Source organism: Sphingomonas melonis DAPP-PG 224 (genome assembly GCF_000379045.1).
In the GTDB taxonomy this organism is placed as follows: domain Bacteria; phylum Pseudomonadota; class Alphaproteobacteria; order Sphingomonadales; family Sphingomonadaceae; genus Sphingomonas; species Sphingomonas aquatilis.
The window spans coordinates 1,968,967-1,995,340 of record NZ_KB900605.1; the positions used below are offsets into that span (position 1 = coordinate 1,968,967).

Annotated in this window: 35 protein-coding genes and 1 tRNA gene; 19 read left to right on the plus strand and 17 right to left on the minus strand. The window is 67.5% G+C overall.

Annotated elements, in window-relative coordinates:
• Positions 1 to 31: 31 nt before the first annotated feature.
• Genes SPHME3_RS0109610 through SPHME3_RS0109620 form a run of 3 tightly spaced genes read left to right on the plus strand, consistent with a single transcriptional unit; the run spans position 32 to position 2,684 of the window.
• Positions 32 to 892: a CDP-alcohol phosphatidyltransferase family protein gene (locus SPHME3_RS0109610; protein WP_020486548.1), complete on the plus strand. Its 861-nt coding sequence runs from the start codon at positions 32 to 34 to the stop codon at positions 890 to 892.
• Positions 889 to 1,980, plus strand: coding sequence for an inositol-3-phosphate synthase (locus SPHME3_RS0109615; protein WP_017979376.1), 1,092 nt, complete (start codon positions 889 to 891; stop codon positions 1,978 to 1,980). Before SPHME3_RS0109610 ends, SPHME3_RS0109615 begins: the two co-directional genes overlap by 4 nt.
• Positions 1,980 to 2,684 carry a phosphocholine cytidylyltransferase family protein gene (locus SPHME3_RS0109620; RefSeq protein ID WP_017979375.1) on the plus strand — a complete coding sequence of 235 codons (705 nt, stop codon included), beginning with the start codon at positions 1,980 to 1,982 and terminating at the stop codon, positions 2,682 to 2,684. The genes SPHME3_RS0109615 and SPHME3_RS0109620 overlap by 1 nt, the downstream gene beginning before the upstream one ends.
• A 109-nt stretch (positions 2,685 to 2,793) precedes the next feature.
• On the opposite strand, the gene SPHME3_RS0109625 is transcribed toward SPHME3_RS0109620, so the two are convergent.
• The 10 genes from SPHME3_RS0109625 to hisB form a co-directional block, all read right to left on the minus strand.
• Positions 2,794 to 4,413, minus strand: coding sequence for an amino acid permease (locus SPHME3_RS0109625; RefSeq protein WP_017979374.1), 1,620 nt, complete (start codon positions 4,411 to 4,413; stop codon positions 2,794 to 2,796).
• Between the two features lie 114 nt (positions 4,414 to 4,527).
• Complete coding sequence (locus SPHME3_RS0109630) at positions 4,528 to 4,905, minus strand: histidine triad nucleotide-binding protein (protein ID WP_017979373.1); 378 nt, start codon at positions 4,903 to 4,905, stop codon at positions 4,528 to 4,530.
• 126 nt (positions 4,906 to 5,031) lie between these two features.
• Positions 5,032 to 5,337: a phosphoribosyl-ATP diphosphatase gene (locus tag SPHME3_RS0109635; protein ID WP_017979372.1), complete on the minus strand. Its 306-nt coding sequence runs from the start codon at positions 5,335 to 5,337 to the stop codon at positions 5,032 to 5,034.
• Between the two features lie 32 nt (positions 5,338 to 5,369).
• Positions 5,370 to 5,543: a hypothetical protein gene (locus SPHME3_RS21340; protein ID WP_017979371.1), complete on the minus strand. Its 174-nt coding sequence runs from the start codon at positions 5,541 to 5,543 to the stop codon at positions 5,370 to 5,372.
• Entirely contained in the window at positions 5,540 to 5,911 is a 372-nt protein-coding gene (locus tag SPHME3_RS0109645; RefSeq protein ID WP_018250693.1) for a hypothetical protein, read from the minus strand. The genes SPHME3_RS21340 and SPHME3_RS0109645 overlap by 4 nt, the downstream gene beginning before the upstream one ends.
• 36 nt (positions 5,912 to 5,947) lie before the next feature.
• On the minus strand, positions 5,948 to 6,718 hold the full coding sequence (gene hisF / locus SPHME3_RS0109650) for an imidazole glycerol phosphate synthase subunit HisF (RefSeq protein WP_017979369.1): 771 nt from the start codon (positions 6,716 to 6,718) through the stop codon (positions 5,948 to 5,950).
• Between the two features lie 233 nt (positions 6,719 to 6,951).
• Positions 6,952 to 7,686, minus strand: coding sequence for a 1-(5-phosphoribosyl)-5-[(5-phosphoribosylamino)methylideneamino]imidazole-4-carboxamide isomerase (hisA, locus tag SPHME3_RS0109660; protein WP_017979367.1), 735 nt, complete (start codon positions 7,684 to 7,686; stop codon positions 6,952 to 6,954).
• A 166-nt stretch (positions 7,687 to 7,852) separates the two neighbouring features.
• The gene (gene hisH, locus SPHME3_RS0109670; RefSeq protein WP_017979365.1) at positions 7,853 to 8,458 is read right to left on the minus strand and encodes an imidazole glycerol phosphate synthase subunit HisH; all 606 of its coding nucleotides are present in this window, start codon (positions 8,456 to 8,458) and stop codon (positions 7,853 to 7,855) included.
• Positions 8,455 to 8,775, minus strand: a complete 321-nt coding sequence (locus tag SPHME3_RS0109675) for a YciI family protein (protein ID WP_017979364.1) — start codon at positions 8,773 to 8,775, stop codon at positions 8,455 to 8,457. The genes hisH and SPHME3_RS0109675 overlap by 4 nt, the downstream gene beginning before the upstream one ends.
• Entirely contained in the window at positions 8,772 to 9,359 is a 588-nt protein-coding gene (gene hisB / locus SPHME3_RS0109680; RefSeq protein WP_017979363.1) for an imidazoleglycerol-phosphate dehydratase HisB, read from the minus strand. Before hisB ends, SPHME3_RS0109675 begins: the two co-directional genes overlap by 4 nt.
• Before the next feature lie 102 nt (positions 9,360 to 9,461).
• On the opposite strand from hisB, the gene SPHME3_RS0109685 reads away from it, so the two are divergent.
• Positions 9,462 to 9,947 (plus strand): SspB family protein, encoded by a 486-nt coding sequence (locus SPHME3_RS0109685; RefSeq protein ID WP_017979362.1) that lies wholly within the window; start codon positions 9,462 to 9,464, stop codon positions 9,945 to 9,947.
• Positions 9,948 to 10,806: 859 nt separating this feature from the next.
• On the opposite strand, the gene SPHME3_RS0109700 is transcribed toward SPHME3_RS0109685, so the two are convergent.
• From SPHME3_RS0109700 to SPHME3_RS0109710, 3 genes are all read right to left on the minus strand, one after another.
• Complete coding sequence (locus SPHME3_RS0109700) at positions 10,807 to 11,067, minus strand: SWIB/MDM2 domain-containing protein (RefSeq protein WP_018250694.1); 261 nt, start codon at positions 11,065 to 11,067, stop codon at positions 10,807 to 10,809.
• A gap of 47 nt (positions 11,068 to 11,114) precedes the next feature.
• The gene (locus SPHME3_RS0109705; protein ID WP_024310300.1) at positions 11,115 to 11,318 is read right to left on the minus strand and encodes a hypervirulence associated TUDOR domain-containing protein; all 204 of its coding nucleotides are present in this window, start codon (positions 11,316 to 11,318) and stop codon (positions 11,115 to 11,117) included.
• A 74-nt stretch (positions 11,319 to 11,392) separates the two neighbouring features.
• Positions 11,393 to 14,353, minus strand: a complete 2,961-nt coding sequence (locus tag SPHME3_RS0109710) for a TonB-dependent receptor (protein ID WP_017979358.1) — start codon at positions 14,351 to 14,353, stop codon at positions 11,393 to 11,395.
• A 221-nt stretch (positions 14,354 to 14,574) separates the two neighbouring features.
• Here SPHME3_RS0109710 and folE point away from each other — a divergent pair, with 221 nt between their 5' ends.
• Genes folE through SPHME3_RS0109725 form a run of 3 tightly spaced genes read left to right on the plus strand, consistent with a single transcriptional unit; the run spans position 14,575 to position 16,303 of the window.
• Positions 14,575 to 15,201 carry a GTP cyclohydrolase I FolE gene (folE, locus tag SPHME3_RS0109715; RefSeq protein WP_017979357.1) on the plus strand — a complete coding sequence of 209 codons (627 nt, stop codon included), beginning with the start codon at positions 14,575 to 14,577 and terminating at the stop codon, positions 15,199 to 15,201.
• A complete protein-coding gene (locus tag SPHME3_RS0109720) occupies positions 15,201 to 15,956 on the plus strand; it encodes an SDR family oxidoreductase (protein WP_017979356.1) in 756 nt (251 codons plus the stop codon). Before folE ends, SPHME3_RS0109720 begins: the two co-directional genes overlap by 1 nt.
• Positions 15,953 to 16,303, plus strand: coding sequence for a dihydroneopterin aldolase (locus SPHME3_RS0109725; protein ID WP_017979355.1), 351 nt, complete (start codon positions 15,953 to 15,955; stop codon positions 16,301 to 16,303). The genes SPHME3_RS0109720 and SPHME3_RS0109725 overlap by 4 nt, the downstream gene beginning before the upstream one ends.
• A 55-nt stretch (positions 16,304 to 16,358) precedes the next feature.
• Here the strand turns inward: SPHME3_RS0109725 and SPHME3_RS0109730 are convergent, their stop codons facing one another.
• Positions 16,359 to 17,201 (minus strand): methyltransferase domain-containing protein, encoded by an 843-nt coding sequence (locus SPHME3_RS0109730; protein ID WP_017979354.1) that lies wholly within the window; start codon positions 17,199 to 17,201, stop codon positions 16,359 to 16,361.
• A gap of 42 nt (positions 17,202 to 17,243) precedes the next feature.
• Here SPHME3_RS0109730 and SPHME3_RS0109735 point away from each other — a divergent pair, with 42 nt between their 5' ends.
• From SPHME3_RS0109735 to SPHME3_RS0109760, 6 genes are all read left to right on the plus strand, one after another.
• On the plus strand, positions 17,244 to 18,005 hold the full coding sequence (locus tag SPHME3_RS0109735; RefSeq protein WP_017979353.1) for a ComF family protein: 762 nt from the start codon (positions 17,244 to 17,246) through the stop codon (positions 18,003 to 18,005).
• Between the two features lie 32 nt (positions 18,006 to 18,037).
• Positions 18,038 to 18,295, plus strand: coding sequence for a glutaredoxin 3 (grxC, locus tag SPHME3_RS0109740; RefSeq protein WP_017979352.1), 258 nt, complete (start codon positions 18,038 to 18,040; stop codon positions 18,293 to 18,295).
• On the plus strand, positions 18,258 to 19,127 hold the full coding sequence (locus tag SPHME3_RS0109745; RefSeq protein ID WP_017979351.1) for a carbon-nitrogen hydrolase family protein: 870 nt from the start codon (positions 18,258 to 18,260) through the stop codon (positions 19,125 to 19,127). The genes grxC and SPHME3_RS0109745 overlap by 38 nt, the downstream gene beginning before the upstream one ends.
• On the plus strand, positions 19,124 to 19,555 hold the full coding sequence (locus SPHME3_RS0109750; protein ID WP_017979350.1) for a DUF1178 family protein: 432 nt from the start codon (positions 19,124 to 19,126) through the stop codon (positions 19,553 to 19,555). The genes SPHME3_RS0109745 and SPHME3_RS0109750 overlap by 4 nt, the downstream gene beginning before the upstream one ends.
• A gap of 44 nt (positions 19,556 to 19,599) precedes the next feature.
• Positions 19,600 to 19,676, plus strand: a tRNA-Arg gene (locus tag SPHME3_RS0109755).
• Between the two features lie 99 nt (positions 19,677 to 19,775).
• A complete protein-coding gene (locus SPHME3_RS0109760) occupies positions 19,776 to 20,240 on the plus strand; it encodes a hypothetical protein (protein WP_017979349.1) in 465 nt (154 codons plus the stop codon).
• 12 nt (positions 20,241 to 20,252) lie between these two features.
• Here the strand turns inward: SPHME3_RS0109760 and SPHME3_RS0109765 are convergent, their stop codons facing one another.
• A complete protein-coding gene (locus SPHME3_RS0109765; protein WP_017979348.1) occupies positions 20,253 to 20,618 on the minus strand; it encodes a hypothetical protein in 366 nt (121 codons plus the stop codon).
• A 109-nt stretch (positions 20,619 to 20,727) separates the two neighbouring features.
• Between SPHME3_RS0109765 and SPHME3_RS0109770 the strand changes: the two genes are divergently transcribed.
• Together SPHME3_RS0109770 and SPHME3_RS0109775 are read left to right on the plus strand one after the other, a co-directional pair.
• Positions 20,728 to 21,396 (plus strand): hypothetical protein, encoded by a 669-nt coding sequence (locus SPHME3_RS0109770; protein WP_020486547.1) that lies wholly within the window; start codon positions 20,728 to 20,730, stop codon positions 21,394 to 21,396.
• Complete coding sequence (locus SPHME3_RS0109775) at positions 21,393 to 22,190, plus strand: DUF6630 family protein (RefSeq protein ID WP_017979346.1); 798 nt, start codon at positions 21,393 to 21,395, stop codon at positions 22,188 to 22,190. Before SPHME3_RS0109770 ends, SPHME3_RS0109775 begins: the two co-directional genes overlap by 4 nt.
• A gap of 65 nt (positions 22,191 to 22,255) precedes the next feature.
• Here the strand turns inward: SPHME3_RS0109775 and SPHME3_RS0109780 are convergent, their stop codons facing one another.
• Complete coding sequence (locus SPHME3_RS0109780; protein WP_017979345.1) at positions 22,256 to 22,828, minus strand: hypothetical protein; 573 nt, start codon at positions 22,826 to 22,828, stop codon at positions 22,256 to 22,258.
• 61 nt (positions 22,829 to 22,889) lie between these two features.
• Here SPHME3_RS0109780 and fumC point away from each other — a divergent pair, with 61 nt between their 5' ends.
• The 3 genes from fumC to SPHME3_RS0109795 all read left to right on the plus strand — a co-directional run bounded on the left by fumC (position 22,890) and on the right by SPHME3_RS0109795 (position 24,770).
• Positions 22,890 to 24,278: a class II fumarate hydratase gene (fumC, locus tag SPHME3_RS0109785; RefSeq protein WP_017979344.1), complete on the plus strand. Its 1,389-nt coding sequence runs from the start codon at positions 22,890 to 22,892 to the stop codon at positions 24,276 to 24,278.
• Between the two features lie 79 nt (positions 24,279 to 24,357).
• Positions 24,358 to 24,573, plus strand: coding sequence for a hypothetical protein (locus SPHME3_RS0109790; protein ID WP_017979343.1), 216 nt, complete (start codon positions 24,358 to 24,360; stop codon positions 24,571 to 24,573).
• Positions 24,570 to 24,770: a hypothetical protein gene (locus tag SPHME3_RS0109795; RefSeq protein ID WP_017979342.1), complete on the plus strand. Its 201-nt coding sequence runs from the start codon at positions 24,570 to 24,572 to the stop codon at positions 24,768 to 24,770. The genes SPHME3_RS0109790 and SPHME3_RS0109795 overlap by 4 nt, the downstream gene beginning before the upstream one ends.
• Positions 24,771 to 24,828: 58 nt before the next feature.
• On the opposite strand, the gene SPHME3_RS0109800 is transcribed toward SPHME3_RS0109795, so the two are convergent.
• Positions 24,829 to 25,431, minus strand: coding sequence for a DUF2585 family protein (locus SPHME3_RS0109800; RefSeq protein WP_037476544.1), 603 nt, complete (start codon positions 25,429 to 25,431; stop codon positions 24,829 to 24,831).
• Between SPHME3_RS0109800 and gmk the strand changes: the two genes are divergently transcribed.
• Positions 25,430 to 26,095, plus strand: coding sequence for a guanylate kinase (gene gmk / locus SPHME3_RS0109805; RefSeq protein WP_024310297.1), 666 nt, complete (start codon positions 25,430 to 25,432; stop codon positions 26,093 to 26,095). The genes SPHME3_RS0109800 and gmk overlap by 2 nt on opposite strands.
• Positions 26,096 to 26,374: the final 279 nt, after the last annotated feature.

A 26,374-nucleotide genomic window follows, 5' to 3' on the forward strand; every position in this document is an offset into this window, starting at 1 on the left:
CGGTAGCATACGGGCGCAATATGAAGCCCTGATGACACCGCCTCCCCGGGATGGCTCACGCGATCGCCGGATCGAGGACCCATCCAACCTCTACCTGATCCACCCCGCGTCGCACGCCTTGCTCCCCCTTGCCTTGCGGCACGGCGTGTCGGCCAATGCGGTGTCGCTCGCGGGGCTCGCCTGCGGGACGGTTGCCGCCTTCGCCTATGCGCAATGGCATGATCCGCTGATGGCACTGGTCGGTCTCGCCTTCTCGGTCGCTTGGCTGGTCGCCGACGGGCTCGACGGCATGATCGCGCGGGCGACGCGGACCGCAAGTGCGCTCGGGCGGACGCTGGACGGGCTGTGCGATCACGGCGTCTTCGCGCTGATCTATCTGTCGCTCGCCTATACCGTCGGCACGGCCGGGGGCTGGGCGCTGGCGATCGCCGCGGGCGCGTGCCACGCGGTGCAATCGAGCCTGTACGAGGGCGAGCGCGCCCGCTTCCACCGCCGGGCGCGCGGGGAGGCGCTGTCGAGCGTGCCCGTGCCGACCGGCCCGTGGCTGGTGCGCGTCTATGACAGCGTCGCGGGCAGCGTCGATCGCATCTCGATGCCGTTCGAACGCCGCTTCGGTGTGGCCGAGGATCGCGCCGCCTTCGGCGCGGCATATGCCGCCGCCGCGGTGCCGGTGATGCGCCTCCAATCGCTGCTCACTGCGAACGTCCGCGTCTGGACGATCTGCCTCGCCTGCCTGATCGGCAATCCGCGTATTTTCTGGTGGGTCGAGATCGGCCCGCTGTCGGCCATCTGTCTTATCGGCCTCATCCGTCACCGGCGCGTCGAGCGCCGCTTCGTCCACGGCCAAGCGCCGCATTCCATCCTTCTATCCAGCGAACAGGGTCATTCATGAAGAGCATCAACATCGCCATCGTCGGCATCGGCAATTGCGCGAGCTCATTGGTCCAGGGACTCGAATATTATCGCGAAGGCACGAACGACACGGTCGGCCTGATGCACTGGGAAGTCGGCGGCTATAAGCCGTCTGACATCAAGGTCGTCGCCGCCTGGGATGTCGATGCGCGCAAGGTGGGCAAGGACGTCGCCGAGGCGATCTTCGCCAAGCCCAATTGCACCGCGGTCTTCGCCGCCAACATCCCCGCGACCGGCACGGTCGTGAAGATGGGCGCCGTGCTCGATGGCGTCGCCGACCATATGAGCGACTACAAGGACGATCGCACCTTCGTGGTCGCCAACGACACGCAGCCGACTAAGGAGCAGGTCGTCGCCGACCTGAAGGCGAGCGGCACCGACGTGCTGATGAACTACCTGCCCGTCGGCAGCCAGGAAGCGACCGAATTCTACGCCGAATGCGCGCTGGAAGCCGGAGTCGCCTTCGTCAACAACATCCCGGTCTTCATCGCGTCGAACCCCGAATGGGCGAAGAAGTTCGAGGATGCCGGCGTCGCGATCATCGGCGACGACATCAAGGCGCAGCTGGGCGCGACGATCGTCCACCGCGTGCTGACCGACCTGTTCGCCAAGCGCGGCGTGAAGCTGGACCGCACCTATCAGCTGAACACCGGCGGCAACACCGACTTCCTCAACATGTCGAACCATCGCCGCCTGGCGTCGAAGAAGGTTTCGAAGACCGAAGCGGTGCAGTCGGTCGCGGCCGAGCGGCTGGAGGACGAGAACGTCCACATCGGCCCGTCGGACTATGTGCCCTGGCAGAACGACAACAAGGTCTGCTTCCTGCGCATGGAAGGCCAGCTGTTCGGCGGCGTGCCGATGAACCTGGAGCTGCGCCTGTCGGTCGAGGATTCGCCGAACTCCGCGGGCGTCGCGATCGACATGATCCGCTGCGCCGCTATCGCCAAGGACCGCGGCATCGCCGGCGTCATCGATCCGGCCTCGGCATACTTCTGCAAGCATCCGCGCCACCAGATGACCGACGATCTCGCGCAGATCGCGGTCGAGGACTTCATCAAGGCCGCCTGATGATCACGACGGGCCTGCTGCTTGCCGCCGGTCAGGGCACCCGCCTGCGCTCGGTCACGCCATACAAGCCGCTGTGCCCGGTCGCGGGCCGGGCGCTGATCGACCATGCGCTGGACAGCATGGCGGCGGCGGGCCTCACGCGCGTGATCGTCACGCTGGGCTATGGCGCCGACGCGATCGCCGCCCATCTCGCCGGCCGCGACTGGCCGGTCGAGGTGCTGACGGTGATGACCGATTTCCACCAGCCCAACGGTGTCAGTGCGCTTGCCGCGCGGGCGCTGGTGGGGTCGGAGGGCGCGGTGATGGCGATGTGCGACCATCTGGTGCTGCCGCGCCACTACCGGCGCCTTGCCCGCGCGGGTGCGGGGGAGGGGCTGCGGCTCGGCATCGATCGGCGGCTGGGGCATCCCTGGGTCGATCCGCTCGACGTCACCTGCGTCGCGACGCGTGGCGAGCGGATCGTCGCGATCGGCAAGGAGCTGGAGCCGCACGACTGCTACGACACCGGCGTGTTCGCGGTGGGGCAGGCGTTCTTCGATGCGCTTGCCGGGCTCGACAGTCCATCGCTCACCGAGGGCGTGCGCATCCTCGCCGCGCAGGACCGGGCGCAGGTGGTCGATTGCAGCGACCTCGACTGGCTGGACGTCGATGACGCTCCGGCCTTCGCGCATGCCGAGGGCTGGATGACGCGGCTGGCGGCGTAAGCGGCGCCGGGCCGAGGGCATCCGCCGCAGGGCCGGCGTCTCTGCCACCCGCAAACAAAAAGGCCGGGGGATCGCTCCCCCGGCCTTTTTTGCGTGACCGGCGAACCGATCAGTCGAGCTTGCGCGCCGTTTCGGGCTGCATCGACGCATCGTCGACCACGTCGATGATGCCGCGACCGACGTAGGAGCGGCTGCGGCTGTAGCCGAAGTAGATGACGAGGCCGATGAGGCCCCAGATCGGCAGCACTAGCTTCGCGGTCAACGGCAGCGACAGGTACAGCACGACGCAGCCGATGATCGCGAGCGGCGCGACGACATAGACCGCCGGCGTGCGGAACGGCCGATGACGGCTGGGGTCGGTACGGCGCAGCACCATCACCGAGATCGCCACCATGAAGAAGGCGAACAGCGTGCCGGCGTTGGAGTAATCGGCGAGCTTGCCGACCGGCAGGATCGCCGCCGCCACCGCCGCGGCGACGCCGGTCATCAGCGTGACGACGTGCGGCGTGCGATAGCGCGGGTGGACCGAGGCAAGCTTGTTCGGCAGCAGGCCGTCGCGCGCCATGGTGAAGAAGATGCGCGTCTGCCCGAACATCATCATCAGCACAACCGACGGCAGTGCGAGCACTGCGGCGAGGCCGACGAGGCGGCCGATCATCGGCCAGTTGATCACGTCGAGGACGTGGACCAGCGCTTCCTTCGAGCAGACGAGCGGTTCGAGCGCGCCGCTGGCGACGATCGCGGCGCAGCGGCCGGCGATTTCCGGCGTACCGGGCGAGAGCACCTTGCCGGCGAGCGAGGTGACCGGCTGTGCGCCGATCGCCCCGATCGCACCCGAGGCGACGAGGATGTAGAAGATGGTGCAGATCGCGAGGCTGCCGATCAGGCCGATCGGCACGTTGCGCTGCGGGTTCTTCGTTTCTTCCGCGGCGGTCGAGACGGCGTCGAAGCCGACATAGGCGAAGAAGATCGAGGCGGCTGCACCCAGCACGCCGAGGCCCGACGAACTGAACGGATTGCCGATGCCGGTGGGCAGGAACGGATTGAAATTGTCCGCCTTCATCACCGGAATCGTCAGCGCGACGAAGGCGGTGAGCGCGGTGATCTTGATCGCGACCAGCACGGCGTTGACGCGCGCGCTTTCGGTGGTGCCGATGATCAGCAGCCAGGTGACGAACGAGACGACGATGATCGCGGGCACGTTGACCCAGCCGCCCACCGCCATCGCCTGCGTCAGATCAGGGCTGGGGGCGGCGCCGAAGGCGAGGTACATGTGCGCCATCAGCGCGTCGGCGTTGCTGATCGCGGCGGGCACGTGGAAGCCGATGCCGTTGAGCAGACCGACCGCATGGTTCGACCAGCCGACCGCGACGGCGCTGGCGCCGACCGCATATTCGAGGATCAGCGCCCAGCCGACCATCCAGGCCAGGATCTCACCCGTCACCGCATAGGTGTAGGTGTAGGCCGAGCCCGACACCGGCACCATCGAGGCGAGTTCGGAATAGCAGAGCGCGGCGACCGCGCAGATGAAGCCGGCGACGAGGAAGCTGAGCAGCATGCCCGGCCCCGCCTTTTGCGCGGCTTCGGACGTCAGCACGAAAATGCCGGTGCCGATGACGGCGCCGATGCCGAGCATGGTGAGCTGAAAGGCCCCGAGCGAGCGATGCAGGCCCTTTTTTTCGGCCGTGGCGAGAATGGCGTCGAGTGGTTTGACGCGCCCGAATATCATGTAGCGTATCCCCCCAGGTGCGTAACGGTCATGAACGCGCCGCCGCATTGGTGAAGCGGGGGATGCTAGTCTCAAATGAAACGGAGGCAATCCCCTTAATGCAGGTGGATGGCGTTACCGCGCGAGCATGGGGCCCAGCGGTGCGCCGCCGAACAGGTGGACGTGGAGGTGCGGCACCTCCTGCCCGGCATAGCCGCCGATGTTGGCGAGCAGGCGATAACCGGGGGCGACGAGGCCGTGGTCGCGCGCGACATGCCCCACCGCGCGGACGAAGCCGGCGATCTCCGCATCGGACGCGCGAGCGCTGAAATCGTCCCACGAGACGTAGGGGCCGCGCGGGATCACCAGAATATGGACCGGCGCGACGGGCGCGATGTCGTGAAAGGCGACGGCGTAATCGTCCTCGTACACGCGCTTCGACGGGATTTCGTCGCGCAGGATCTTCGCGAAGACGTTCTGGTCGTCATAGGGCAGGGTGGCGTCGATCGGCATGCGGGTCCTCCTGCTGGCCTGTGTAGCCGGGTTGTGGAGGGCGATCGAGCCTTGCGTTGGCGCTATCCCGTCACCCCGGACTTGATCCGGGGTGACGAAGGGGGCGGTATCGGCGTTTCGGCCGTATTACCGGCTGGCCTTTTCGACGTGGCCCGACACACCCTCGCGGCGCGCCAGTTCGGCGCGGACATCGTCCAGTGACAGGCCGGCGTCGGCGAGCAGGACGAGCAGGTGGAAGACGAGGTCCGCCGCCTCGGACGCCAGTTTGTCCGGCTCCGCCAAGGCGGCGATGACGGTTTCGGTCGCTTCCTCACCGACCTTTTGCGCGATCTTCGGCCGGCCCTTGGCGAACAGGCTGGCGACGTACGACGTGCCGGCATCGGCATCGCGGCGGCTGCGGATCGTGGCGTCCAGGCGGTCGAGCGGGTCCATAGGCCCCGCTTGGCGCGGGGGAGGGGGCGGGGTCAATCCTTGTCGGCGTTGCGGTGCGCAAAGCGACGGCGCAACGCGCGCCGGACGAGCCAGACGCCGAGCGCCGCGACGACGAACAGCGCGACGTCGGACCATTCGGGGCCGGTGCGGCGGTGGACGGTGCCGGAATGGCCACCCGCGACCGACAGCAGAGCGAGCGACGTCATGCCGCGGCGACCGCGTCCGGCGCGGTCAGCCAGTCCCATGATGCCTCGGCAGTGTCGAAGATTCGCAGATAGGGCTGGGTCATTAGTCGCTGCACTTGCAGGCGGGTGATCGCGCTGGCGGTGACGATGGCGATGCGGCTGGCGCGCTGGAAGCCGGCCAGTCGCTCATGGATAGCCGCGGCGGCCTGCACCGGCTGGACGCTGCACGCGCCCATGTCGATCCGCAGGCGATAGCCGTTCGTGAAGCCTTCCTTGCGGAACCGGTCCACCAGTTCCGCGGCATAGCGTTCGACGCCCGCCAGATCGAACAGCCTCTGCCACTGGATATCCAGCAGGTTGTACTCATGCCGAAAGGAAATGGTGTACATGGCTGACCTGTATAGCGGTCAAGCCTTGCGGAAACGCTAAGCGAGGACTGGCCGGCGGACCGGAATTCCTGCCTGAGCCAGTGCGTTATGCGCATCGGCGATGCTTGCCTCGCCGAAATGGAAGATCGAGGCGGCAAGCACCGCGCTGGCGTGGCCGTCGCGGATGCCGGCGACGAGGTCGTCCAGCCCACCGACGCCGCCCGAGGCGACGACGGGCACGCTGACCCGATCGGCGATGGCGCGGACGAGATCGAGGTCGTAGCCCGAGCGGGTGCCGTCCTTGTCCATCGAGGTGACGAGCAACTCGCCCGCGCCCAGGTCCGCGAGGCACAGCGCGTGCTCGATCGCGTCGATACCGGTCGGGCGGCGGCCGCCGTGGGTGAACACCTCCCAGCGGTCCCCGACGCGGCGCGCGTCGACCGAGGCGACGCAGCACTGGCTGCCGAAGCGCTCGGCGATGTCGGCGACGACTTCGGGCCGGGCGACCGCGGCGGAATTGACCGCGACCTTATCCGCGCCCGCCAGCAGCAGCGCGCGCGCGTCGTCGGCGGTGCGCACGCCGCCGCCGACGGTCAGCGGCATGAAGCATACCGCGGCGGTGCGGCGCACGACATCGAGGATTGTGCCACGGTTTTCGTGGGATGCGGTAATGTCGAGGAAACAGAGCTCGTCCGCACCGGCGGCGTCATAGGCGCGCGCCTGCTCGACCGGATCGCCGGCGTCGCGCAATTCGACGAAGTTGACGCCCTTCACGACGCGGCCGTCGGCGACGTCGAGGCAGGGGATCACGCGGGCGCGGACGGTCATCGGTTTGTCCCGAAGTCAGGAATGGGTTCGCGCGAAGACGCGAAGAAGCATGGGGGCGCGCAGAGGCGCAGAGGACGCAGAGAGGAATAGGCCGGCGCGCAGCGCCCCCTCATTCCTTTCGTACCCAAGGCTTAGATGACCGCTGAAGCGGTCGGCTTGCACCGAACACCTCTGCGTCCTCTGCGCCTCTGCGCGCAAAATCGTCTCCGCGCCTGCGCGTCTCCGCGTGATCATCACGCCGCTTGCGCCACGGCGAGCGCCGCGGAAAGGTCCAGCCGGCCGTCGTAGAGCGCGCGGCCGGTGATGACGCCTTCGATGCCGTCCTTGGCATGAATGGAGAGCAGATGGATGTCGTCGATGCCCTTCACGCCGCCGCTGGCGATGACGGGGATCGAGACGGCGCGGGCGAGATCGACGGTCGCGTCGACGTTGCAGCCCTTGAGCAGGCCGTCGCGGCCGACATCGGTGAACAGCAGCGAGGCGACGCCGGCATCCTCGAACCGGCGGGCGAGGTCGACAACGCTTGTCGTTGATACGTCTGCCCAGCCCTTGGTCGCGACCATGCCGTCCCTCGCGTCGACCGCGACGACGATGCCGCCGGGGAAATCGCGCGCGGCTTCGCGGACGAAATCGGGGTCCTCCAGCGCGGCGGTGCCGATGACGACGCGCGACACGCCGAGGTCGAACCAGCGCTCCACGCTGGCGCGGTTGCGGATGCCGCCGCCCAGCTGAACGTGGCCCGGGAAGGCGGAGACGATGCCGCGCACCGCCTCGCCATTCACCGATTCGCCGGCGAAGGCGCCGTCGAGGTCGACGACGTGCAGGTGCTGCGCGCCCGCATCGGCGAACAGCAGCGCCTGTGCGGCGGGATCGTCGCCATAGACGGTGGCACGGTCCATATCACCCTCGGCGAGGCGGACGACCTGGCCGCCTTTCAGGTCGATGGCGGGGAAGACGATGAGGGTCATCAAATCCTCCCCGGAATGGGGAGGGGGACCATGCGCAGCATGGTGGAGGGGGAGTGCGGCATAGGATGTCCCATGTAGGAAAAGCGGTCGTGCGCGGCGGCCCCCCTCCACCACTCGGCTGACGCCGAGCGGTCCCCCTCCCCGTGCCGGGGAGGAGTGGAAGGCATCACGGCCGCCATGCGAGAAACCTCTCCAGCATCGCCAGACCGTAGCGCTGGCTCTTTTCCGGGTGGAATTGCAGCCCCAGCATCGTGTCGCGGGCGATGGCGGCGGTGATCGGGCCGGCGTGGTCGCTGGTGGCGATCACGTCCTCGCCCTCATAGGCGTAGCTGTGCAGGAAATAGGCCTCGCCGGCGGGGACGAGCGGGTTGTCCCCGGTCGGCACGACATCGTTCCAGCCCATGTGCGGGACCTTGGCGTCCATCGTGCCGGGCTCGAGCCGGCGGACGCGGCCGCGCATCCAGCCGAGGCCGCGATGCTCGCCCATCTCTTCGCCGACGTCCGCCATCAGCTGCATGCCGACGCAGACGCCGAGGAACGGCGCGCCCTCTGCCCGCACGCGGCGGTCGAGCGCCTCGACCATGCCGGGCACGGCGCGCAACGCGCTGGCACAGGCGCCGAACGCGCCGACGCCGGGCAGGACGATCCGGTCGGCCTTCGCCACCACATCGGCGTCGGCAGTGACGGCGAGGTCGGTCGCGCCGGCCGCGCGCAGGGCATTCTCGACCGAATGGAGGTTGCCCGCGCCGTAATCGATCAGCGCGATGCTCATGACGCCAGCATATCCTCGAGCGGCAGGGCCGCCATGCTGGCGGTGAAGGGCGTGATCTCGGCCGTGGCGAGGCCGCGTGCGACGAACGGGTCGAGCGACACCATCGCCTCCACCTCCGCGCGGGTGCCGATCGCGATGACGATGCCACCGGTGCGCGGCTGCTTGCGGCCCGAGGCGATCAGCCGCCCTTCGACATAGCAAGCGCGCAGCCAGTCGACATGGTCGCTCATCGCCGCGTCGATCGCGTCGAGGTCCGTGCCGTAGGTCAGCGACACGATGCAGAGCGTCGTGCCGGGGCGGGCGAAGGGTTCGCTCACAACACGCCCTTGGTCGAGGGGATCGCGTCGCTCTTGCGCGGATCGATCTCGACCGCGGTGCGAAGGGCGCGCGCCAGGCCCTTGAACGCGCTCTCGACGATATGGTGGTTGTTGCTGCCGTACAGCATCTCGACGTGGAGCGTCAGGCCGGCGGTCTGCGCGAAGCTGTGGAACCAGTGTTCGATCAGCTCGGTGTCGAGCTCGCCCAGCCGCTGCATCGTGAAACCCGACTTCCACACCAGCCACGGCCGCCCCGAAATGTCGAGCGCGACGCGGGTCAGCGTTTCGTCCATCGGGCTCAAGGCGTCGCCGTAGCGGCGGATACCGCGCTTGTCGCCCAGCGCCTTGGCGATCGCCTGACCCAGCGCCAGCGCCGAATCCTCGACGGTGTGATGGCCGTCGATATGCAGGTCGCCTTCCACCTTGAGGTCGATGTCGATCAGGCCGTGGCGCGAGAGCTGCTCGACCATGTGATCGAGGAAGCCGATGCCGGTCTTGATGCTGTAGACGCCGGTGCCGTCGAGGTTGACGGTGACGTCGATCCGCGTCTCGGCGGTGGAGCGGTTGATCGTGGCGGTGCGCATGGCCGTGCCCCATAGGACGGTTGAGTACACGTCGTCACACACAAATTTCATGGGCCATCGTGGCGGCTTGACCCCGCCGCCGATCGCGCTACCCAAGGGGCCATGACCGACGGCCTGCCCGATAGCCTGATCCCCTATGACGAAATCGTTCAGGAGGCGCTGCGTGCCGTCGTCGGACGCGTGCTCGGCTCCGTCGCCGATTCGGGCGGACTGCCGGGCGAGCATCATTTCTACATCACGTTCAAGACGCAGGCGCCGGGCGTCGACATCCCGCAGCGGCTGATCGAACGCTTTCCGGACGAGATGACGATCGTCCTGCAGAACCGCTATTGGGATCTGCTGGTCGACGACCGCAAATTCTCGGTCGGCCTGTCGTTCAACCAGGTCCCGTCGAAGCTGGTCATCCCGTATTCGGCGATCACCGGTTTCCACGATCCGGCGGTGAATTTCGAGCTGCGCTTCCAGGCGACCGAGGGCCCGGACGATGGCCCCGAACCGCATGACGAGGCGGAGAACGACGGCCCTACCGTCACGCCGGCCGAAGACGGGTCGAACGTCGTCAGCGTGGATTTCAAGCGCAAGAAATGAGGCGCTTCGCCCGGTAGTCGGGTGCGAATGCGGGCGGGGCGGGCAGGGTTGTGCGCGTCGCCGGCCGCCCCCATGTGCCGGTCTGCAAAATTATGGCCACATTTGATGGCTAATGGGCGGTGTTCCGGGGGCGGGAGATCGACATGACGTGGGCAGTTTTGGCAATCCTGACGACGACGCGCGCCATCAGCGCGGCGGAGCAGTAAGCCATGCGTCCGTTGAGCTTCTATTTGTATGTGCTGGCCGGCGCGTTGATGATCATCGCATCGGTGATCGCCCTGCCGTTCGTTCCGGCGCGGTCGCGCTGAGGGGCTGACCGGGCGCGTTTCGGCACACGCGGTCGCGGGTGTCGGCGGTTATGCTGGCCGGCGGCTAGTGTCTGGTTTTGCTGCGATAGACCTGCGCTAGAAGCGTAACCCCGGCGCAGGCTGGGGTCTTACGCGGCTATCGACGCGCGCTTTTACCGGGAGATCCCAGCCTTCGCTGGGATGATGGTTTGTTTGTGCGGATGAGGCAGACCTTTTCCAGCCCGTCTTTTCGTGGTGTTCGGAGGCTTTCCTAGCCATCGCGTCACCTCGGACGTGTTCCGGGGTCCGCTTCTCCGCGCGGGGGTGGTTTAGGGGCGTGGCGAAGCCGCCGAGCTGGCGTACCGCCGCAGGCACCGTATCTGCGGCCCGGTGGACGCCGGAGTCAGTCCGGGGTGACGGGGCGATTTGGGCCGGGCCGTGATCGTGCCCGATGTCGGGATTGCCTGGTTGATTTCGGCGACCATGTGCGGTGCCGAGCACGGCATCCAAACCGATCGGGAACATCGCCGGCCGCATGAGGGCGCGATGTTCCCGATTCGGGGAAGGCGGGGTTACGCCTTGACGTGCTGCGAGATGTACTTGTTCATCTCGAACATCGTCACCTTGTCCTTGCCGAAAACCTTCTTCAGCTTGTCGTCGGCGACGATCTCGCGCTTGTTCTCGGGGTTCTGCAGGTTGTTGGACTTGATATATTCCCACACCTTGCTGATCACCTGGCTGCGCGGCAGCTTCTCGTTGCCGACGACCGCTCCCAGCTCGGGAGACGGCTGCACGGGGGCGTGGATGCCGCCGGTCTTGGGTGCAGTAGCCATCGCATTCCTTCCTGTTTGCGCCCGGTCCAGCCCGGGGCGTTGAAACGTTACGCCTTTTTGAGCGCGTCCGCCTTGTGCGCTGCCTTTCCGCCGTTGTCACTCTTTACAATGAACTGCGGGTCGTCCTTCGACGCGCGGACGGTGTGCCCCTTGATCGTCGTGTCGCTCGTCTGCTTCTTTTCGACCGTGCCGTGGGCGGTGCCGCCGTGGCTCTTCCAGGTCACTTCGTCGCCCTTCTTCAGGTCTGCCATGATCGCCTCCATTGCGTGGTGCGCGATCAAGCGCTCGGCGGGGCGAAGGGTTGCGCCTTCGCCCCGCCGGTCGATCAGAACTTGAAGCCGACCGCCGCGCCGTAGCGGCGCGGTTCGATGGTGAAGATGTTGGTGTACAGGCCCGACGACTGGTCCGCGACCGCCTGGCCGGTGATCGCATTGTTGTTGGTCAGGTTCTGAACGAAGGCGCGCAGGTAGAATCGGTCGTCGGGCGCGTTGAGCTGCACCTGCGCGTTGACCACCTCGTAGCCCGGTACGCGATCGACGTTCATGTTGAACACGCTCGCCGAGAAATTGCCGGTGTAGTTGAGGTCGGCACGCGGCACGAGGCTCCAGCCGCTGCCGAAGTCCATCGTATATTGCGCGCCCACCGACCATTTGTACATCGGCGCCTGCGGCAGCTTGTTGCCGTTCAGCCCGACGGGCACGCCATCGGTGACCGTTACCGGCGTCTGCGTCGCGGCCGCCTGCGCCTGGAGCACCGAGCAGATGCCGAAGGCGCCGGTCGTGCCGGTGCCGGAGATCGCGGTCGGTCCCTGCAGGCCCACCGCGCGGTTCACCGCGGTGACGAAGCCGTTCGACACCGCCGCGCCGCCCGCATTGGGGATGACGACGCAGTTGGACGCGTTGGTGATATCCTTGATGATGACGGTGTCGGTCCGGCCGCCGGAGGGCAGGCGCGGGTTGATCAGCGCCTTGTTGCCGGTGATTTCGGTGTGCAGATAGCTGGCGTTCATGTTGACGACGAAGCGCGGGATCGGCGCGACGATGGCTTCGGCCTCCAAGCCATAGATATTGGCATCGACATTGTCGTTCACCGCGGTACGCGCGACGATGCGGCTGAGCTGCAGCCCCTTGTACTTATAATAGAAGCCGGTGACGTTGAGGCGCAGCGCCCCATTCAGGAAGGTGTTCTTCGACCCGATTTCGAACGCATCGACCTGTTCGGGCGTGAAGGTGGTGGGCACCGAGAAGGTGGCGGCGACCGGCGGGTTGATGCCGCCCGACTTATAGCCGCGCGAATAGGAGGCGTAGAGCAGCTTGTTGTCGTCGATCTTGTAATCGAAGACGGCGCGGCCGGTCAGGCGGCCGAACGACACGTTGCGGCGCGCATAATCCTGGATGCCGGGCGTCGTCGGGTCGAAATCGACCTGCGCATAGTTGAAGCCGTTCTGAATGCCTTGGGCGCCGTACGGCGTCAGGACGTTCAGCGTCAGGTTGCGTGCCTGCACGAACTTGTCGTCATGGTTGTAGCGCAGACCCAGCGTCAGCTTGGCGCGCTTGCTGAATTCGAAATAGGTCTCGCCGAAGATGCCATAAGACTTCAGGCGGAAGCGCGGCGAATCGTTGCGGTAGAAGGGCGTAGACAGGAAGGCATTGCCGCCGACGCCCGGGATCGCCGCCGACGAGGCCGCGCCGAGGATGCCCGACGCATAATCGAGGCCGAAGGCGTTGACGAAATAGTCGTTATTCTTGCTGAGGCTGTCGAGATAAATGCCGCCCAGCAGGAAGTTGAACATGCCGTCGAACTTGCTGTCGATGTGCGCTTCGGCGGAGAATTGGCGGTTCTGGATGCGCGAACGGTCGAAATCGAGGCTCTGCGGGAAGCAGCCGATCGCGTTGCCGCCATACACGCCGACATTGTTCGGATCCGCCGCCGACTGGCAGACGCCGCCGGCCGGGCCATTCGGGATCAGCGTCTGGCGAACGCCGTTCAGGAAAGCGAAGGGCGATCCGGCGCGGCCCAGCGCGTTGAGGTTGGCGAGGCCGGCGTTGTTCGCCAGCGGCGCCTCGACCGCAAGGTTATAGTCGACCGTGCTGTCGACCGAGTTGCGCGTATAGCCGCCGGTGATGTTGAGGTTCACCGGGCCAAAATCGTGGAAGATCTTGACCATATACTGCTCTTCGTCCGCGAAATAGGTCGGACGATAATCGAGCCGCACGGTGCGTACGTCGGCGGGATTGACGACACCGGCATAGGGATCAGCCCCGTACAGGCTTTGCAGCGCGAAGCGGCCGAGCGCGGGGTTGTTGACGTTGAAGAATTCGGTCGAGGTCAGCACCGCGGCGAGCGTCGAGAGGCCGTTGGTCGTCTCATAGCTCTTGGTATCGGGCAGACAGCCCAGCACGCCGGTCGGATCGCGATGGCACAGCTGCTTCTGGATGCGGCTGCGATTGTCCTTTTCGCGGAAATAATAGCCCATCAGGTCGATGCGCGTGTCGGACGACGGCTCCCACGACAGCGTGCCGCGGATCGCGTACAGATCGCGATCGTCGATGCGGCTGTTGTCGTAGGTGTTGAAGGTATAGCCGTCGCGCTTCAGATACGTGCCGGCGACGCGGATGCCGAGCGTGTCGGTGATCGGCAGGTTGAACATCGCCTTCGCGCGCTTCGAATCGTAATTGCCATATTCGAATTCGCCCGCGGCATGCACGCCGCTGAGATCGGGCTTGGCGGTGATGAAGTTGACGACGCCCGATGTCGCGTTGCGGCCGAACAGCGTGCCCTGCGGCCCGCGCAGCACTTCGACGCGTTCGAGATCGAAGAATTCGCTTTCGAACAGGCGGGTCGTGGCGAGCGGCATGTCGTTGACGTGGATCGCCGTCGCCTGATCGCACGTTACGCCGACGCACAGGTCGCCGATGCCGCGGATCGTGAAGCTGGAGGTCGTATAGCCCGTTTTCGTGAAGGTGATGCTGGGCAGCGACTGTTGCAGCGCGATCGGGTTGACGATCTGCTGCTTTTCGATGTTGTCGGCGGAAAAGGCGCTGACCGCGATCGGCACGTCCTGCAACCGCTGCGACTGGCGCTGCGCGGTGACGACGATGTCCTGGATGCCCGTATCGGCGGACGCGGCATTGGGATCGATGCTCTGCGCCGAGGTCGCTTCCTGTCCGGGCCCGTTGGTGGGTGCCGTATTCTGCGCGGACGTGGTAGCGCCCGTCTGTGCGGCGGCGGGCATGGCGGCCGTCATGGCGAGGGCGGATGCGGCAAGCAGTTCGAATTTCTTCATGATGGCCTCGTCTCCCTGTCGCCATCCGGTCTTGCGCCGGTAGAGCGGTTTCCAGTCTTCGGTATGGTGGAGTTAGCGTCGGAATTTCGTCGTCGTCAAACGTTTTGTACAGCGGGAAACTGCCGTATGCGGGGCCGGGGCGAGCACCACGATAAGTTGCGAAATTGAACGTAAGGTCTGCTGCACCGCAGCGATGAGCCTGTTGGCTGAAAGGGTATGGAATGTCACACGATCACGCGGCACCGGACGACGGGGATCTGGTTGCCTCCGCGGCCGAGGCTGCGATCCCCCAGGATGTGGCGGAGGCGATCCGCACGCTGATCCGCTGGGCAGGCGACGACCCCACGCGCGAAGGGCTGATCGACACGCCGCGCCGCGTCGCCAAGGCATGGCGCGAATATTGCGCCGGCTATGGCGACGATCCCGCGCATCACCTGTCGCGCGTGTTCGAGGAGGTCGGCGGCTATGACGAGATCGTGCTGCTGAAGGACATCCCCTTCCAGTCGCATTGCGAGCATCACATGGCGCCGATCATCGGCAAGGCGCATATCGCCTATCTGCCGAAGGACCATGTCGTCGGGATCAGCAAGCTCGCGCGCGTGCTGCACGGCTTCGCGCGGCGGTTGCAGGTGCAGGAGCGACTGACGGCGGAGGTCGCCGATTGCATCTGGAAGAATCTGCGCCCGCAGGGTGTCGCGGTGGTGATCGAGGCGAGCCACGCCTGCATGACCGCGCGCGGCGTGCGCACGCCCGGCGTGTCGATGGTGACGAGCCGGATGATGGGCGTGTTCCGCGATGACGAGCGCAGCCGCAAGGAGGTGCTGTCGCTGATGGGCCTGCGCAGCTGATGGCCGGCCCGGCGCTGGGGCAGGTGCTGGTCACGGGCGGCGGCAAGCGGCTGGGCGCGTGCATCGCCCGCGCCTGCGCCGCCGCCGGATGGCGCGTGGTGATCCATTACGGCCGGTCCGCCGATGAAGCGCAGGCGCTGGCGGAGGAGATCGGCGGAGCGGTGGTGCAAGGCGACCTGTCCGATCCGTCTGAGGCAACGGCGCTGTTCGCACGCGCCCGTAAGGCGGCAGGCGGGCCGATCGCAGCGCTGGTGAACAGTGCGTCGGCGTTCGAATTCGACCGGCCCGAGGCGATCGATGCAGACCTCGCGGCCCGGCTGCATGCCACCAATGCGGTGACGCCGGCGATGCTGGCGAGCGCGCTCGCGGCGCAGGATGACGTTGCTGAGGGGGCGGTGGTCAATCTGCTCGACCAGAAGCTCGCCAATCCGAACCCTGATTTCTTTAGCTACAGCCTAAGCAAATATGCGCTCGCCGGTGCGACGACGATGCTGGCGCAGGCGCTGAGCCCGCGCGTGCGGGTGAATGCGGTGGCACCGGGGATCACCTTGCCGAGCGGTGGGCAGAGCGAGGCGGACTTCGCTGCGGTCGCATCGGACAATCTGCTGCGCCATCCGGTTGGGGCGGACAATGTCGCGGCGGCGGTCGTGTATCTGCTCGGCGCGCGCAGCGTCACCGGCCAGACGCTGTACGTCGACGCCGGCCAGCGGTTCGTGCCCAGCGCGCGCGACGTAATGTTCGGGGAGGAGGCATGAGCGTCTACACCACGATCCTCGACGGGCTGGAGGTAGCGATGCGCCTGGGCATCCACCCGCACGAGGCCGAGCCGCAGCGGGTGCGCCTGTCGGTGTGGATGACGGTGGATTATGCCGCGCCGCCCAGCGCCGACCGGATCGAGGACGTGCTCGATTACGACTTCGTGCGCGACGGTATCCGGCGGCTGGCCGATGGGCCGGGCTTTGCGTTGCAGGAGACGCTGGTCGAGGCGGTGGCGGCGCTGTGCCTCGCCGATCCGCGCGTGCGGCAGGTGCGCGTGCGCTCGATGAAGCTTGATGTGTACCCCGACGCGGCGGTGGGCTGCGAGATCGAGCGGGGGCGGTAGGCGTACTTGCTTCCGTCACCCCGGATCAAGTCCGGGGTGACGGAGCTTAAGAGGTTTACGGCGTCTTCAACGCCGCTGCGAGGCTGGCGGTGGCGCTGCCGCGGCGGGCGGGTTGGGGCTGCGACGCGTCGGGGGCCCAGCCGGTGAGGAAGACGATCGAGAAGCGCTCCGTCGTCCGCCCGTCCGGCCCCGCCGCTTCGGCGAAGGCGGCGGCGGCGCGGGCGAGCGTGCCGCGCGTCATGCCGGTGCGCGCGGTCAGGATATTGCCCAGCGCACTGCCGCGCAGATCGTCGAGCAGCCGGCCGAAGCTGGCATAGCGCACGTCGAGCGTCTCGACGTCGGCGACCGGCAGGGTCAGTCCGGCGCGGACGAGCAGGTCGCCCGCCGAGCGGACGTCGATCTGCGGGTGCAGGCGGGGGGCGGGTCGGTCGCCTTCCGCCGCGCGGAACGCGGCGCGGAGCGCGGGCAGGCTGCCGGCGCCGAGGAACGCGCCCAGGAACACGCCATCGGGCCGCAACGTGCGGCGAATGAGCGACAAAGCGCCGGGCAAATCGTTGACCTGATCGAGCACGCCGGCGCTGAGCACTGCATCAAAACTGGCATCGGCGAAGGGCAGGCGGTCTTCGTCCGCCTGCACCCCGCCGCTGGCGCGCGCGAAGGCGAAACCGGGGTCCATCCGCGCCACCCGTGCGCCGGGCACCATGAGCGCGGTGTCGCTGGCGCCGACATCGAGCACGTCGGCAAAATCGCGCTTCACCGCGGCGAGGCGTTCGAGCAGCCCGTCGACCATCGTGTCGCGCAGGAAGGCGTGGGCGGCATAGTCGCCCGCGGCGGCGCGGTCGCGGCGGCGACGGCGGGCCGCGGCGTCGAAAATGGCATTGGGGGCGGGACTGGTCACGCGCCGGCTTGTGCCTTTCGGACGGCCGGGCGACAAGCGGGCATGAGCCGATTTGCGCCACGCATCGCCGCGTCTGCCTGGAAGGGGTTGGCGGGCGGCGTCGGCATATTGGTGGCGCAGGCGCTGCCGCCGCGCTGTCCGGGATGCGGCGAGCCGGTGGCGGCGGACCATCGCTTCTGCGCCGCCTGCTGGAGCAGCCTGCACCTGATCGGGCCGCCGTGGTGCGCGACCTGTAAGCTGCCCTTCACGCATGCGATGGGGGAAGGCGTGCAGTGCGCGGCCTGCCTTGCCGATCCGCCGCGTCACCGCGGGGTGCGGGCGGCGGTCGCTTATGGTCCGATCGCACGGCAGCTGGCGTTGCGGTTGAAATATGGCGGGCGGATGGGGATCGCGACGACGATGGCGCAGCGGATCGCGCCGCTGGTGCCCGCGGACATCGACCTGCTGGTGCCGGTGCCGCTGCATCGCTGGCGGCTGTGGTCGCGCGGCTACAACCAGGCCGGGCTGATCGCGGCGGCGCTGGCGCGCGAGACGGGGCTGCGGCATGATCCCTTTGCGCTGACCCGGCGGCGGCGGACCGCGGCGCTGCGCGGCATGGGGCGCAAGGCGCGGGCGCGGGCGGTGAAGGGGGCCTTTGAGGTGCCCGACCCGGCGCGGGTGCGCGGGCTGCATGTCGGGCTGGTCGACGACGTCTATACTAGCGGCGCGACGACGGACGCCTGCACCGCGGTGCTGCTGCGCGCGAGGGCGGCATCGGTGACGATCCTGTGCTGGGCGCGGGTGATCGCGGAGAGCGACGATTGACAAGACCGCCGCCGCATCACACCTCCACGGGCATGGCAAAGGTCGAAATCTACACCAAGGCATTCTGCCCCTATTGCTCGCGCGCGATGCGGCTGCTGGCCGACAAGGGCGTCGAGCCGGTGGAATATGACATCACGATGGGCGGCCCGCAGCGGCAGGAGATGATCCAGCGCGCCAACGGGCGCACCACCGTGCCGCAGGTGTTCATCGATGGCGCGCATATCGGCGGGTCGGACGATCTGGCGGCGCTCGATGCGCGCGGCGGGCTCGATCCGCTGCTCGCCGGCTGACGTCACCCCCGTGCTGATCGCGCTGTTGCAGATGACGAGCGGGATCGACCCCGCCGTCAACGCCGCGGACCTGCGCCACGGCATCGCCGCGGCCAAGGCGAACGGCGCGGGCATGGTCTTCGCGCCCGAGATGGCGGGCCTGCTGGATCGCGATCGCGCGCGGGCGGCCGCGTCGATGCGTGCCGAGGGCGACGACCCCGTGCTGGCAACGGTGCGCGAAGCGGCGGCGAAGGCGGGGCTCTGGGTGCAATTGGGGTCGCTGGCGATCCGGCGTGACGACGGGCGGCTCGCCAATCGCAGCTTCGTGATCGACGACACGGGCGCGATCCGCGCGCGCTACGACAAGCTTCACCTGTTCGACGCGGATCTGCCGACGGGCGAGAGCTGGCGCGAATCGGCGAGCTATGCGCCGGGCGACACCGCCATGGTGGTCGATACGCCGCTGGGCGGCATGGGGCTGTCGATCTGTTACGATCTGCGGTTCGCGGGCCTGTATGCCTCGCTGGCGCAGGCGGGTGCGACAATGCTGTCGATCCCGGCGGCCTTTACGCGTCCGACCGGCGCGGCGCATTGGCACGCGCTGCTGCGCGCCCGCGCGATCGAGACGGGGTGTTTCGTCGTCGCTGCGGCGCAGGCGGGGGCGCATGCGGACGGTCGCGCGACCTATGGCCATTCGCTGGTCGTCGATCCCTGGGGCGACGTGCTGCTCGACATGGGCGAGGCGCGTGGGCTGGGCTTTGCCGAGGTCGATCCGGCGCGCGTCGCCGATGTGCGGGCGCGCATGCCGGTGCTGCAGCATCATCGGCCCATTCCGCCGGTGGTCCGGGCGTGATCGTCTTCGACCTGCGCTGCGACGGCGGCCATGTGTTCGAGGCGTGGTTCCAGTCGAGCGCAGCCTATGAAACGCAGCGATCCGCGGGTCATGTCGTCTGCCCGATGTGCGGCACGACCGGGGTGGGCAAGGCGGTGATGGCGCCGGGCATTCCGGCCAAGGGCAACACGCGCGAGGCGGCGCCGTCGCCCGATGTCGTGAAGGCGGCGCTGCGCGAGCTGGCGGGCCTGCAGGCCAAGGCGCTGGAGGGATCGCAATGGGTCGGGCGCGACTTCGCGACGCGGGCGCGGGCGATGCACGACGGCGAGGAGACGGTGAGCGCGATCCATGGCCAGGCGAGCCTCGCCGAGGCGAAGGCACTGGTGGAGGAGGGCGTGCCGATCGCGCCGTTGCCGCTGCCCGTGCGGCCACCCGAAGAGGCGAACTGACGGGCTGGACCCTGCGCTCGCGCACCGGTATCAGGCGAGGCAGTGGCCCCGTAGCTCAGCAGGATAGAGCGCCAGATTCCTAATCTGTAGGTCGCGCGTTCGAATCGCGCCGGGGTCACCATCGCTGCCGGTCGCGGACGGCCCGCATCGCGATAGCTGCTTTCCATCCGGAACGGACGCTTTTATGCCTGCCTGAGGTTCGACGGCAGGAGCAGGCGCAATGTACACCGAGATCGTCAGGCTGCTCAGCGCCGGGGCGCTGGACGACGACGCCGTGCGTGAGAAGGCGGCGGAAGTGGACGCGGCGGTGACCGACCCCGAAGACTGGCTGCGCGATTACGATCCCGAGGAGATCCGGCAGCTGGTGGTCGAGATGACGCTGGGCGAGTTCTTCCTGATCGGCGACAAGATCGATGAGCTGCACGAGCTGATCAGCGACGAATTCGCCGAGCCGCTGCCGCCGTTCCCCTATCGCGAGGATCAGGAAAAGGTGCGCTCGAAGGACTATTTTGCGTGGCTCGACGCGCAATTGCTCGCGCGGCCGACCGCATGGGAAGTGGTGTCGTGGCACAACGGTCTCGACGACAATCTGCACGTCGTCATCGTCCGCCGATCGGATACGGACCGGCTGCTGGCGCTGGCCGGCACGATGGGGCTGCGCGTAGAGCGGGCGACCGCCATCTGAGCGGCGTTCGGTCTAGGTCCGGGGTATGATGAACAGGTCGCGGGTTGCGCGCCCTTCCGCACGGGCGCGGCGGATCGACCGGACGATGGCATAAGCGAAGGCGGCGAGGCCGGCGATCCAGAGCAGCGGCGTCAGAAGAAACCAACCAAGCAGCGCGAATAGGATCGCGCCGAGCAACAGCCGGCTGAGCGGCCCTGCGCAGCCCAGCCCGATCCACACGACGGGCGCGAGGAGCAAAGTGCCGAGCAGCGCGACGAGCATCGCCGCATAGCCGCACGCCCCTTCGAAGCAGGAGCCAAACACGCCGGGGTCGATCGCCCTCGCGACGCCGGTCCCCGCCAGGGCGAGGACGAAGGCCAGCGTCAGGGACAGGATCACTCTCATGTCCCCGACAGGTGACGGCGCGCGGGATGCGGGTCAAGCCTGTCCGATTCTGACCATTGATCCCGTTCGCCTCTGCTGGCAGACACGCGTCATGATCCGCCGCATGTCCTTCGTTCTGCCGCTCGTGCTGACGCTGTCCCTGCCGCCGTCTGCCGCGGCGCAGGCTAAGCCCGTGCCGGCCGACGCACCGGCCGCGCTGACGCCGGAGCTTTTGAGCGATGCGCTATCCTGCCGGTCGCGCGACGCGCTGGAGGCCTTTGCCAACGGGCTGTTCCTCGACCCGAAAATCCCCGCCTGGATGAAGGAGGGCGCCCCCGACACGGCGACCGAGGGCATGCTGGGCATCGAAGGCTATACGCTGACGACGCCCGCGTCGCTGATGGGACAGCGCGTCGATCGCGTTTATTTCCTCAACAATTGGATCGTGACGCTGTGGCCGCGCAAGGTCGCCGAGGCGTTTATCGCGGCGCATGGGCTGAAGCGCGCGCCGATTGCGATCACCGAGCAATATTATCGCTTCGTCGATCCCAAGCGCGGCCCGATGCTGGGGGCGTTCGCGCCGACGGGCAATGCCACCGCCGCGCTGCTGGCCAAGGCGTTCGGGGCAAAGGCACCGCCGCCGCCGCCCGCCGACAGCCTGTTCGTCGGCTGCAACTATGCCCCCGTGTCGGAAGCGGAATTCCTGGCGGTCGCGCGTCGGGCGTCGGGCATGGCGGCGGATGCGAGCCGTGCCGTCGCCGACGATGTCGGCGCGATCGTCCCGCCGCAATGACCGACGCTCCGTCCGACCTCGCCGATCGCTATGCGCGTCGGGTGCTCGCCCTGATCGGCCATTGTCCGGTTGGGAAGTCGTTGAAGGCGCAGGACACGGGGCGTTTCGCCGACTGTTCGCGCAAGCGGGGCAAAGCAGAGCTGCGCCTGAAGGTGGGGCTGCGATCCGACGTGACGGGTCGGGCGTTGCTGCATGCCCGGTTCCGGATCGGCTTCCCGTTCGGCCGCGAGCCCGTCGTCGTGCTGCACCATCTCGAAGGGCGACGCGAGACCGACGAGCTGACCGTCCGGCAGGAAAAATTCCTGTCCGCGCTGATGACCTGGGCCGAGCAGGTCCTGCCCGATGTCACCCCGACGGAGCCGGGTCCACGGACCCCGCTGTGGCAACGGCAGTTCGCCGAGCTGTACCATCGACTGTCCGGCCGGTCGCTCGCCAGCGCGCGGCGGCGGTTGCGCGAGGGCTTTTTCGTCGATCAGGAGGATACGTCGGAGTCGATGCGAATCGATTCCTTCCTCGAACTGCTCAGCGAAGAGGGGTGGGTCGCGCTGGTCGACTGGAAGGAAGAGACGGTCGACGAGCTTGTCCAGGAGATCGCCCGGCAGCGGCTCGCGGCAGCACGGGTGCGATCGGTGGACACGATCGATCCCGCCAGCCTTGCCGAAGCCGGCTATGCCATCATCTCGCTGGAAGACGGCAGCGACGGATCGACGATCGCTATCGCGGCGCGCGACGACATTGAAACGGTCGCGCAGCTGCTGGGGGAGGTCGCCCCGCATATGACGCTGCGGGCCTGACGCACTGGGCCTGACGCCCCGGGCCTGACGCATCGCCGGCGCGTCTCCGGCCGTTCGCCCGAACGCTATTTCCGGTCGGGAACCTGGACGACCCGCATCGGCGTCGCGCAGGCATAGGCCGCCTTATAGGGCTGGCCCCAGCACCGGTCGAAGCCTTCGAACACGTTCATGTTGAGCGGCCAGCGGATCGGCAGCGGCTTGCCGTCCGGGCCGTTGAACGTGAACCCGGCCGGCTGCGGCAAGGCCGCGAGGCGCGCTCGGGCGGCATCGAACGCGGTGCGGTCGCGATCAAGGAAGGCGATCGTGCCGTCGACATAATGGTTCCAGCCGACGCGGTCCTTCGCCGCCGGCTTGTACGACTGACGGAAGAGCGCGATCGCCTGCGCGGTCTGGCCGATGTCGGCGCGCAGCTGCCCCTCGTGCCAGAACAGGATGCTATCCTGCGCCTTGTGCGCGATCCGCCAGTCGCGGATCAGGTCGGCGGCCTCTGCCTCGCAACCGTCCTGTTCCAGCTTGCGCCAGCCGCCGGTCATGTCCTGATCGAACGCCGCCTGATCGAGCGCCAGCATCGCGGTGCGGTCGTAATGGCAGGGGCCGGCAGCGATTGCGGCCTGCGCGATCAGGGCAAGGAACAGCATGTCGCAAAATTGGCACAGCCCCTGTCTTGAAACAAGCGCTTGTCTGACGAATTGGAGCAGCATGACCACGCGCACCGAAACCGATTCGATCGGACTGATCGAGGTTCCCGCCGACGCCTATTGGGGCGCCCAGACCGAACGCAGCCTGGAGAATTTCCCCTTCGGCCCACGCGAGCGGATGCCGGTGGAGATCGCCCACGCGCTCGCCATCGTGAAGCAGGCGGCGGCGCGCGTGAACCGGCGGCACGGGCTGGACGCGCACAAGGCCGATGCGATCGAGGCAGCGGCGGCGGCGATCGTCGCGGGCGACCTCGATGACCAGTTCCCGCTCGTCGTCTGGCAGACGGGCAGCGGCACGCAATCGAACATGAACGTCAACGAGGTGATTGCCGGCCACGCCAACGAGGCGCTGGCAGGCACGCGCGGTGGCAAGACGCCCGTCCACCCCAATGACGACGTCAACCGCGGCCAGTCCTCGAACGACAGCTTCCCCACCGCACTGCACGTCGCCGCCGCACTGGCGGTGACGCAGCAGCTCTACCCGGCGCTCGACCGGCTGCATGCGGCACTCGACGCCAAGGCGGTCGAATGGCGCGATCTGGTGAAGATCGGCCGCACGCATTTGCAGGACGCGACGCCGCTGACGCTGGGGCAGGAGTTTTCGGGCTATGCGCAGCAGATCGCCAATGCGCGCGACCGGATCGCCGGCACATTGGACCGCAACATCATGCCGCTGGCGCAGGGCGGCACGGCGGTCGGCACCGGCCTGAACGCGCCCGGCGGCTTTGCGGAAGAGGTGGCGGCGGAGATCGCCGGCCTCACTGGCCTGCCGTTCGTCACCGCGCCGAACAAGTTCGAGGCGCTGGCCAGCAACGACGGCCTGGTCGATCTGCACGGCGCGCTTAACGTGCTCGCGGTGGCGCTGACCAAGATCGCCAACGATATCCGGCTGCTCGGCTCCGGCCCGCGGTCGGGCCTGGGCGAGCTGGAACTGCCCGCCAACGAACCGGGCAGCTCGATCATGCCGGGCAAGGTCAATCCGACGCAGGCCGAGATGCTGACCATGGTCGCGGCGCAGGTGATGGGCAACAATGTCGCCGTCACCGTCGGCGGCCTGCAGGGCCATATGGAGCTCAATGTCTTCAAGCCGCTGATCGGCGCCAACGTGCTGCGCTCGATCGCGTTGCTCAGCGTCGGTATGACCAGCTTCGCCGAACGGACGGTGGAGGGGATGACCGCCAATCGCGCGCGTATCGCCGAACTGCTCGACCGGTCGCTGATGCTGGTGACGGCGCTGGCGCCCGAGATCGGCTATGACAATGCCGCCAAGATCGCGAAGCACGCCCATCAGCACGGCCAGACGCTGAAGGAGGCCGGGCTGGAACTGGGGCTGGTCGATGCCGAGACGTTCGACCGGCTCGTGCGTCCGGAGACGATGATCGGTCGCTGAGCGGCCGGACGGGTCCGCCGCGGAACTTCCCCGTGGTTCGCGCGCTTGCTGGGGGCGTAACAACCACGAAGGGCATGGCGTGAGTACGACGACCACGGGCGCGCTGATCGGCGCGGCAATCGATTCGATCTCGGGCGATGACGACAGCGTCGCAGACGGCGCGATCATCGGCGCCGTCACCGCGAACGTGCTGAAGGTCGTGCTCCCGCTGGCGGTAACCTACGCGGTCGGCTGGGCGGTGCTGCGTGGCGCCGAGCAGCTGAAGGATCAGATTTTCGGAAAGGTGGAAGCATGATCGGCAAGATTATCGGTGCATTGGTGGGTCGCGAAGTCGAGCGCCGCAACGGCGACAGCGGCCTGAAGGGCGCGGCGATCGGCGCGCTGGCGATGGGCGCGATGCGGCGCATGGGGCCGCTCGGCATGATCCTGGGCGGCGGCTATGTCGCCAAGAAGGCCTATGATCGTCGCAAGGCGGCGCGCGGCCAGATCTGATCGAGGGTTGGTGTGGCCCCGGCGATATCGCAGGGGTCACGCTTCATACGGGCTGCCGCTAACCCATCTGCCACTGCCGGATCGCCTCGACCGGCGCGATCAGCATGATGAGGTTGAGTGTCAGATTGTCGCGGATCGCGACCAATGCCACCAGTTCCAGCAGCACGACCAGCACCGCGCTCGCCCACCAGGGCAGTCGCCGTGCGATCGCGAACCCCAGCATCATGCAGCCGATGTCGCTGAGCGAATTGAGGATGCTGTCGCCGCTATAGCCCCAGGCCATCGTCACGCTGCGATAGCGATCGATAATGAGCGGCGAGTTTTCGAGGATTTCCCAACCCGATTCGATCGCCACGGCCAGAACGAGCCGGGCGGTCCATGGCCAGCGACCTAGCGCCAGCCAGCCCGCCGCATAGAAGAGCAGGCCGTGGACGATATGGCTGAGGCTGTACCAATCGGCGATCTGCTGGCTGTTCTGGTCGGATTGCACCGCCCCATGCCACAGCGCGATTCGGCCGCAGGGGCAGATCGGCGAGCGGCCCATGACGAACAATGTCGTCGCAGTCAGCACTAGCACGGCGGCGATCAGCCAGCCACTTTTCGCCGCCAACCACGCGCCCACGCTTGACGCCCGGCCCGCGGCTACGCCAGTAGCGCGCATGCCGTCCTCCTCCCCCAATGATCCGCACAACTTCCGCCGCCGCGGCATGTTGTTCGTTCTGTCCTCGCCTTCGGGCGCCGGCAAGTCCACCATCGCGCGCAAATTGCTCGCGGATGAGCCCGGCCTCGAGATGTCGGTGTCGGCTACGACGCGCGGCATTCGTCCGGGTGAGACCGACGGCAAGGACTATCACTTTGTCGGCCTTGAGGAATTTCGCCGCATGGTGGCGGACGACGAATTCCTGGAATGGGCGCATGTCTTCGGCCACCGCTACGGCACGCCGCGCGCGCAGGTGGAAGCGATGCTGGCCGCGGGCAAGGACGTGCTGTTCGACATCGACTGGCAGGGCGCACAACAGCTATTCCAGATCGCCGGCGGCGACGTGGTACGCGTGTTCATCTTCCCACCCTCGATGGAGGAATTGCGCGCGCGGCTGACGAATCGGAACACCGATTCGGCCGAGGTGATTGACGCGCGCATGGCACGCGCCGCCAACGAGGTGAGCCACTGGGACGGCTATGACTATGTCCTGGTCAATGACGACGTCGAGGAATGCTTCCGCGGCGTGAAGACGATCCTCGCGGCCGAACGCCTGAAGCGCTCGCGCCAGACCGGGCTGATCGGCTTCATCCGCAAGCTGACGCGGGTCGCGGAGAAGCATTGAGGGGCGGGGGGCACCTTTCTCTGTTCCGTCATTCCCACGCAGGCGGGAATCCATAACCGCTAACGCGTCTGAGCCCCTGCACCGTCAGCCAGTCTGGATTCCCGCCTGCGCGGGAATGACGAGATGGAAGAGGGCAGGCCGCTCCCACGCGGCGATGGCTGGTCCTCCTCACGCATTCCAACGTGCAAATATTCGATCGTCGGCCTTCGATCGCACCAAATATCTCGTCGCCCCGGATCAAGTCCGGGGTGACGGTGGAGGCGGGGCCAGCCGGTAGTG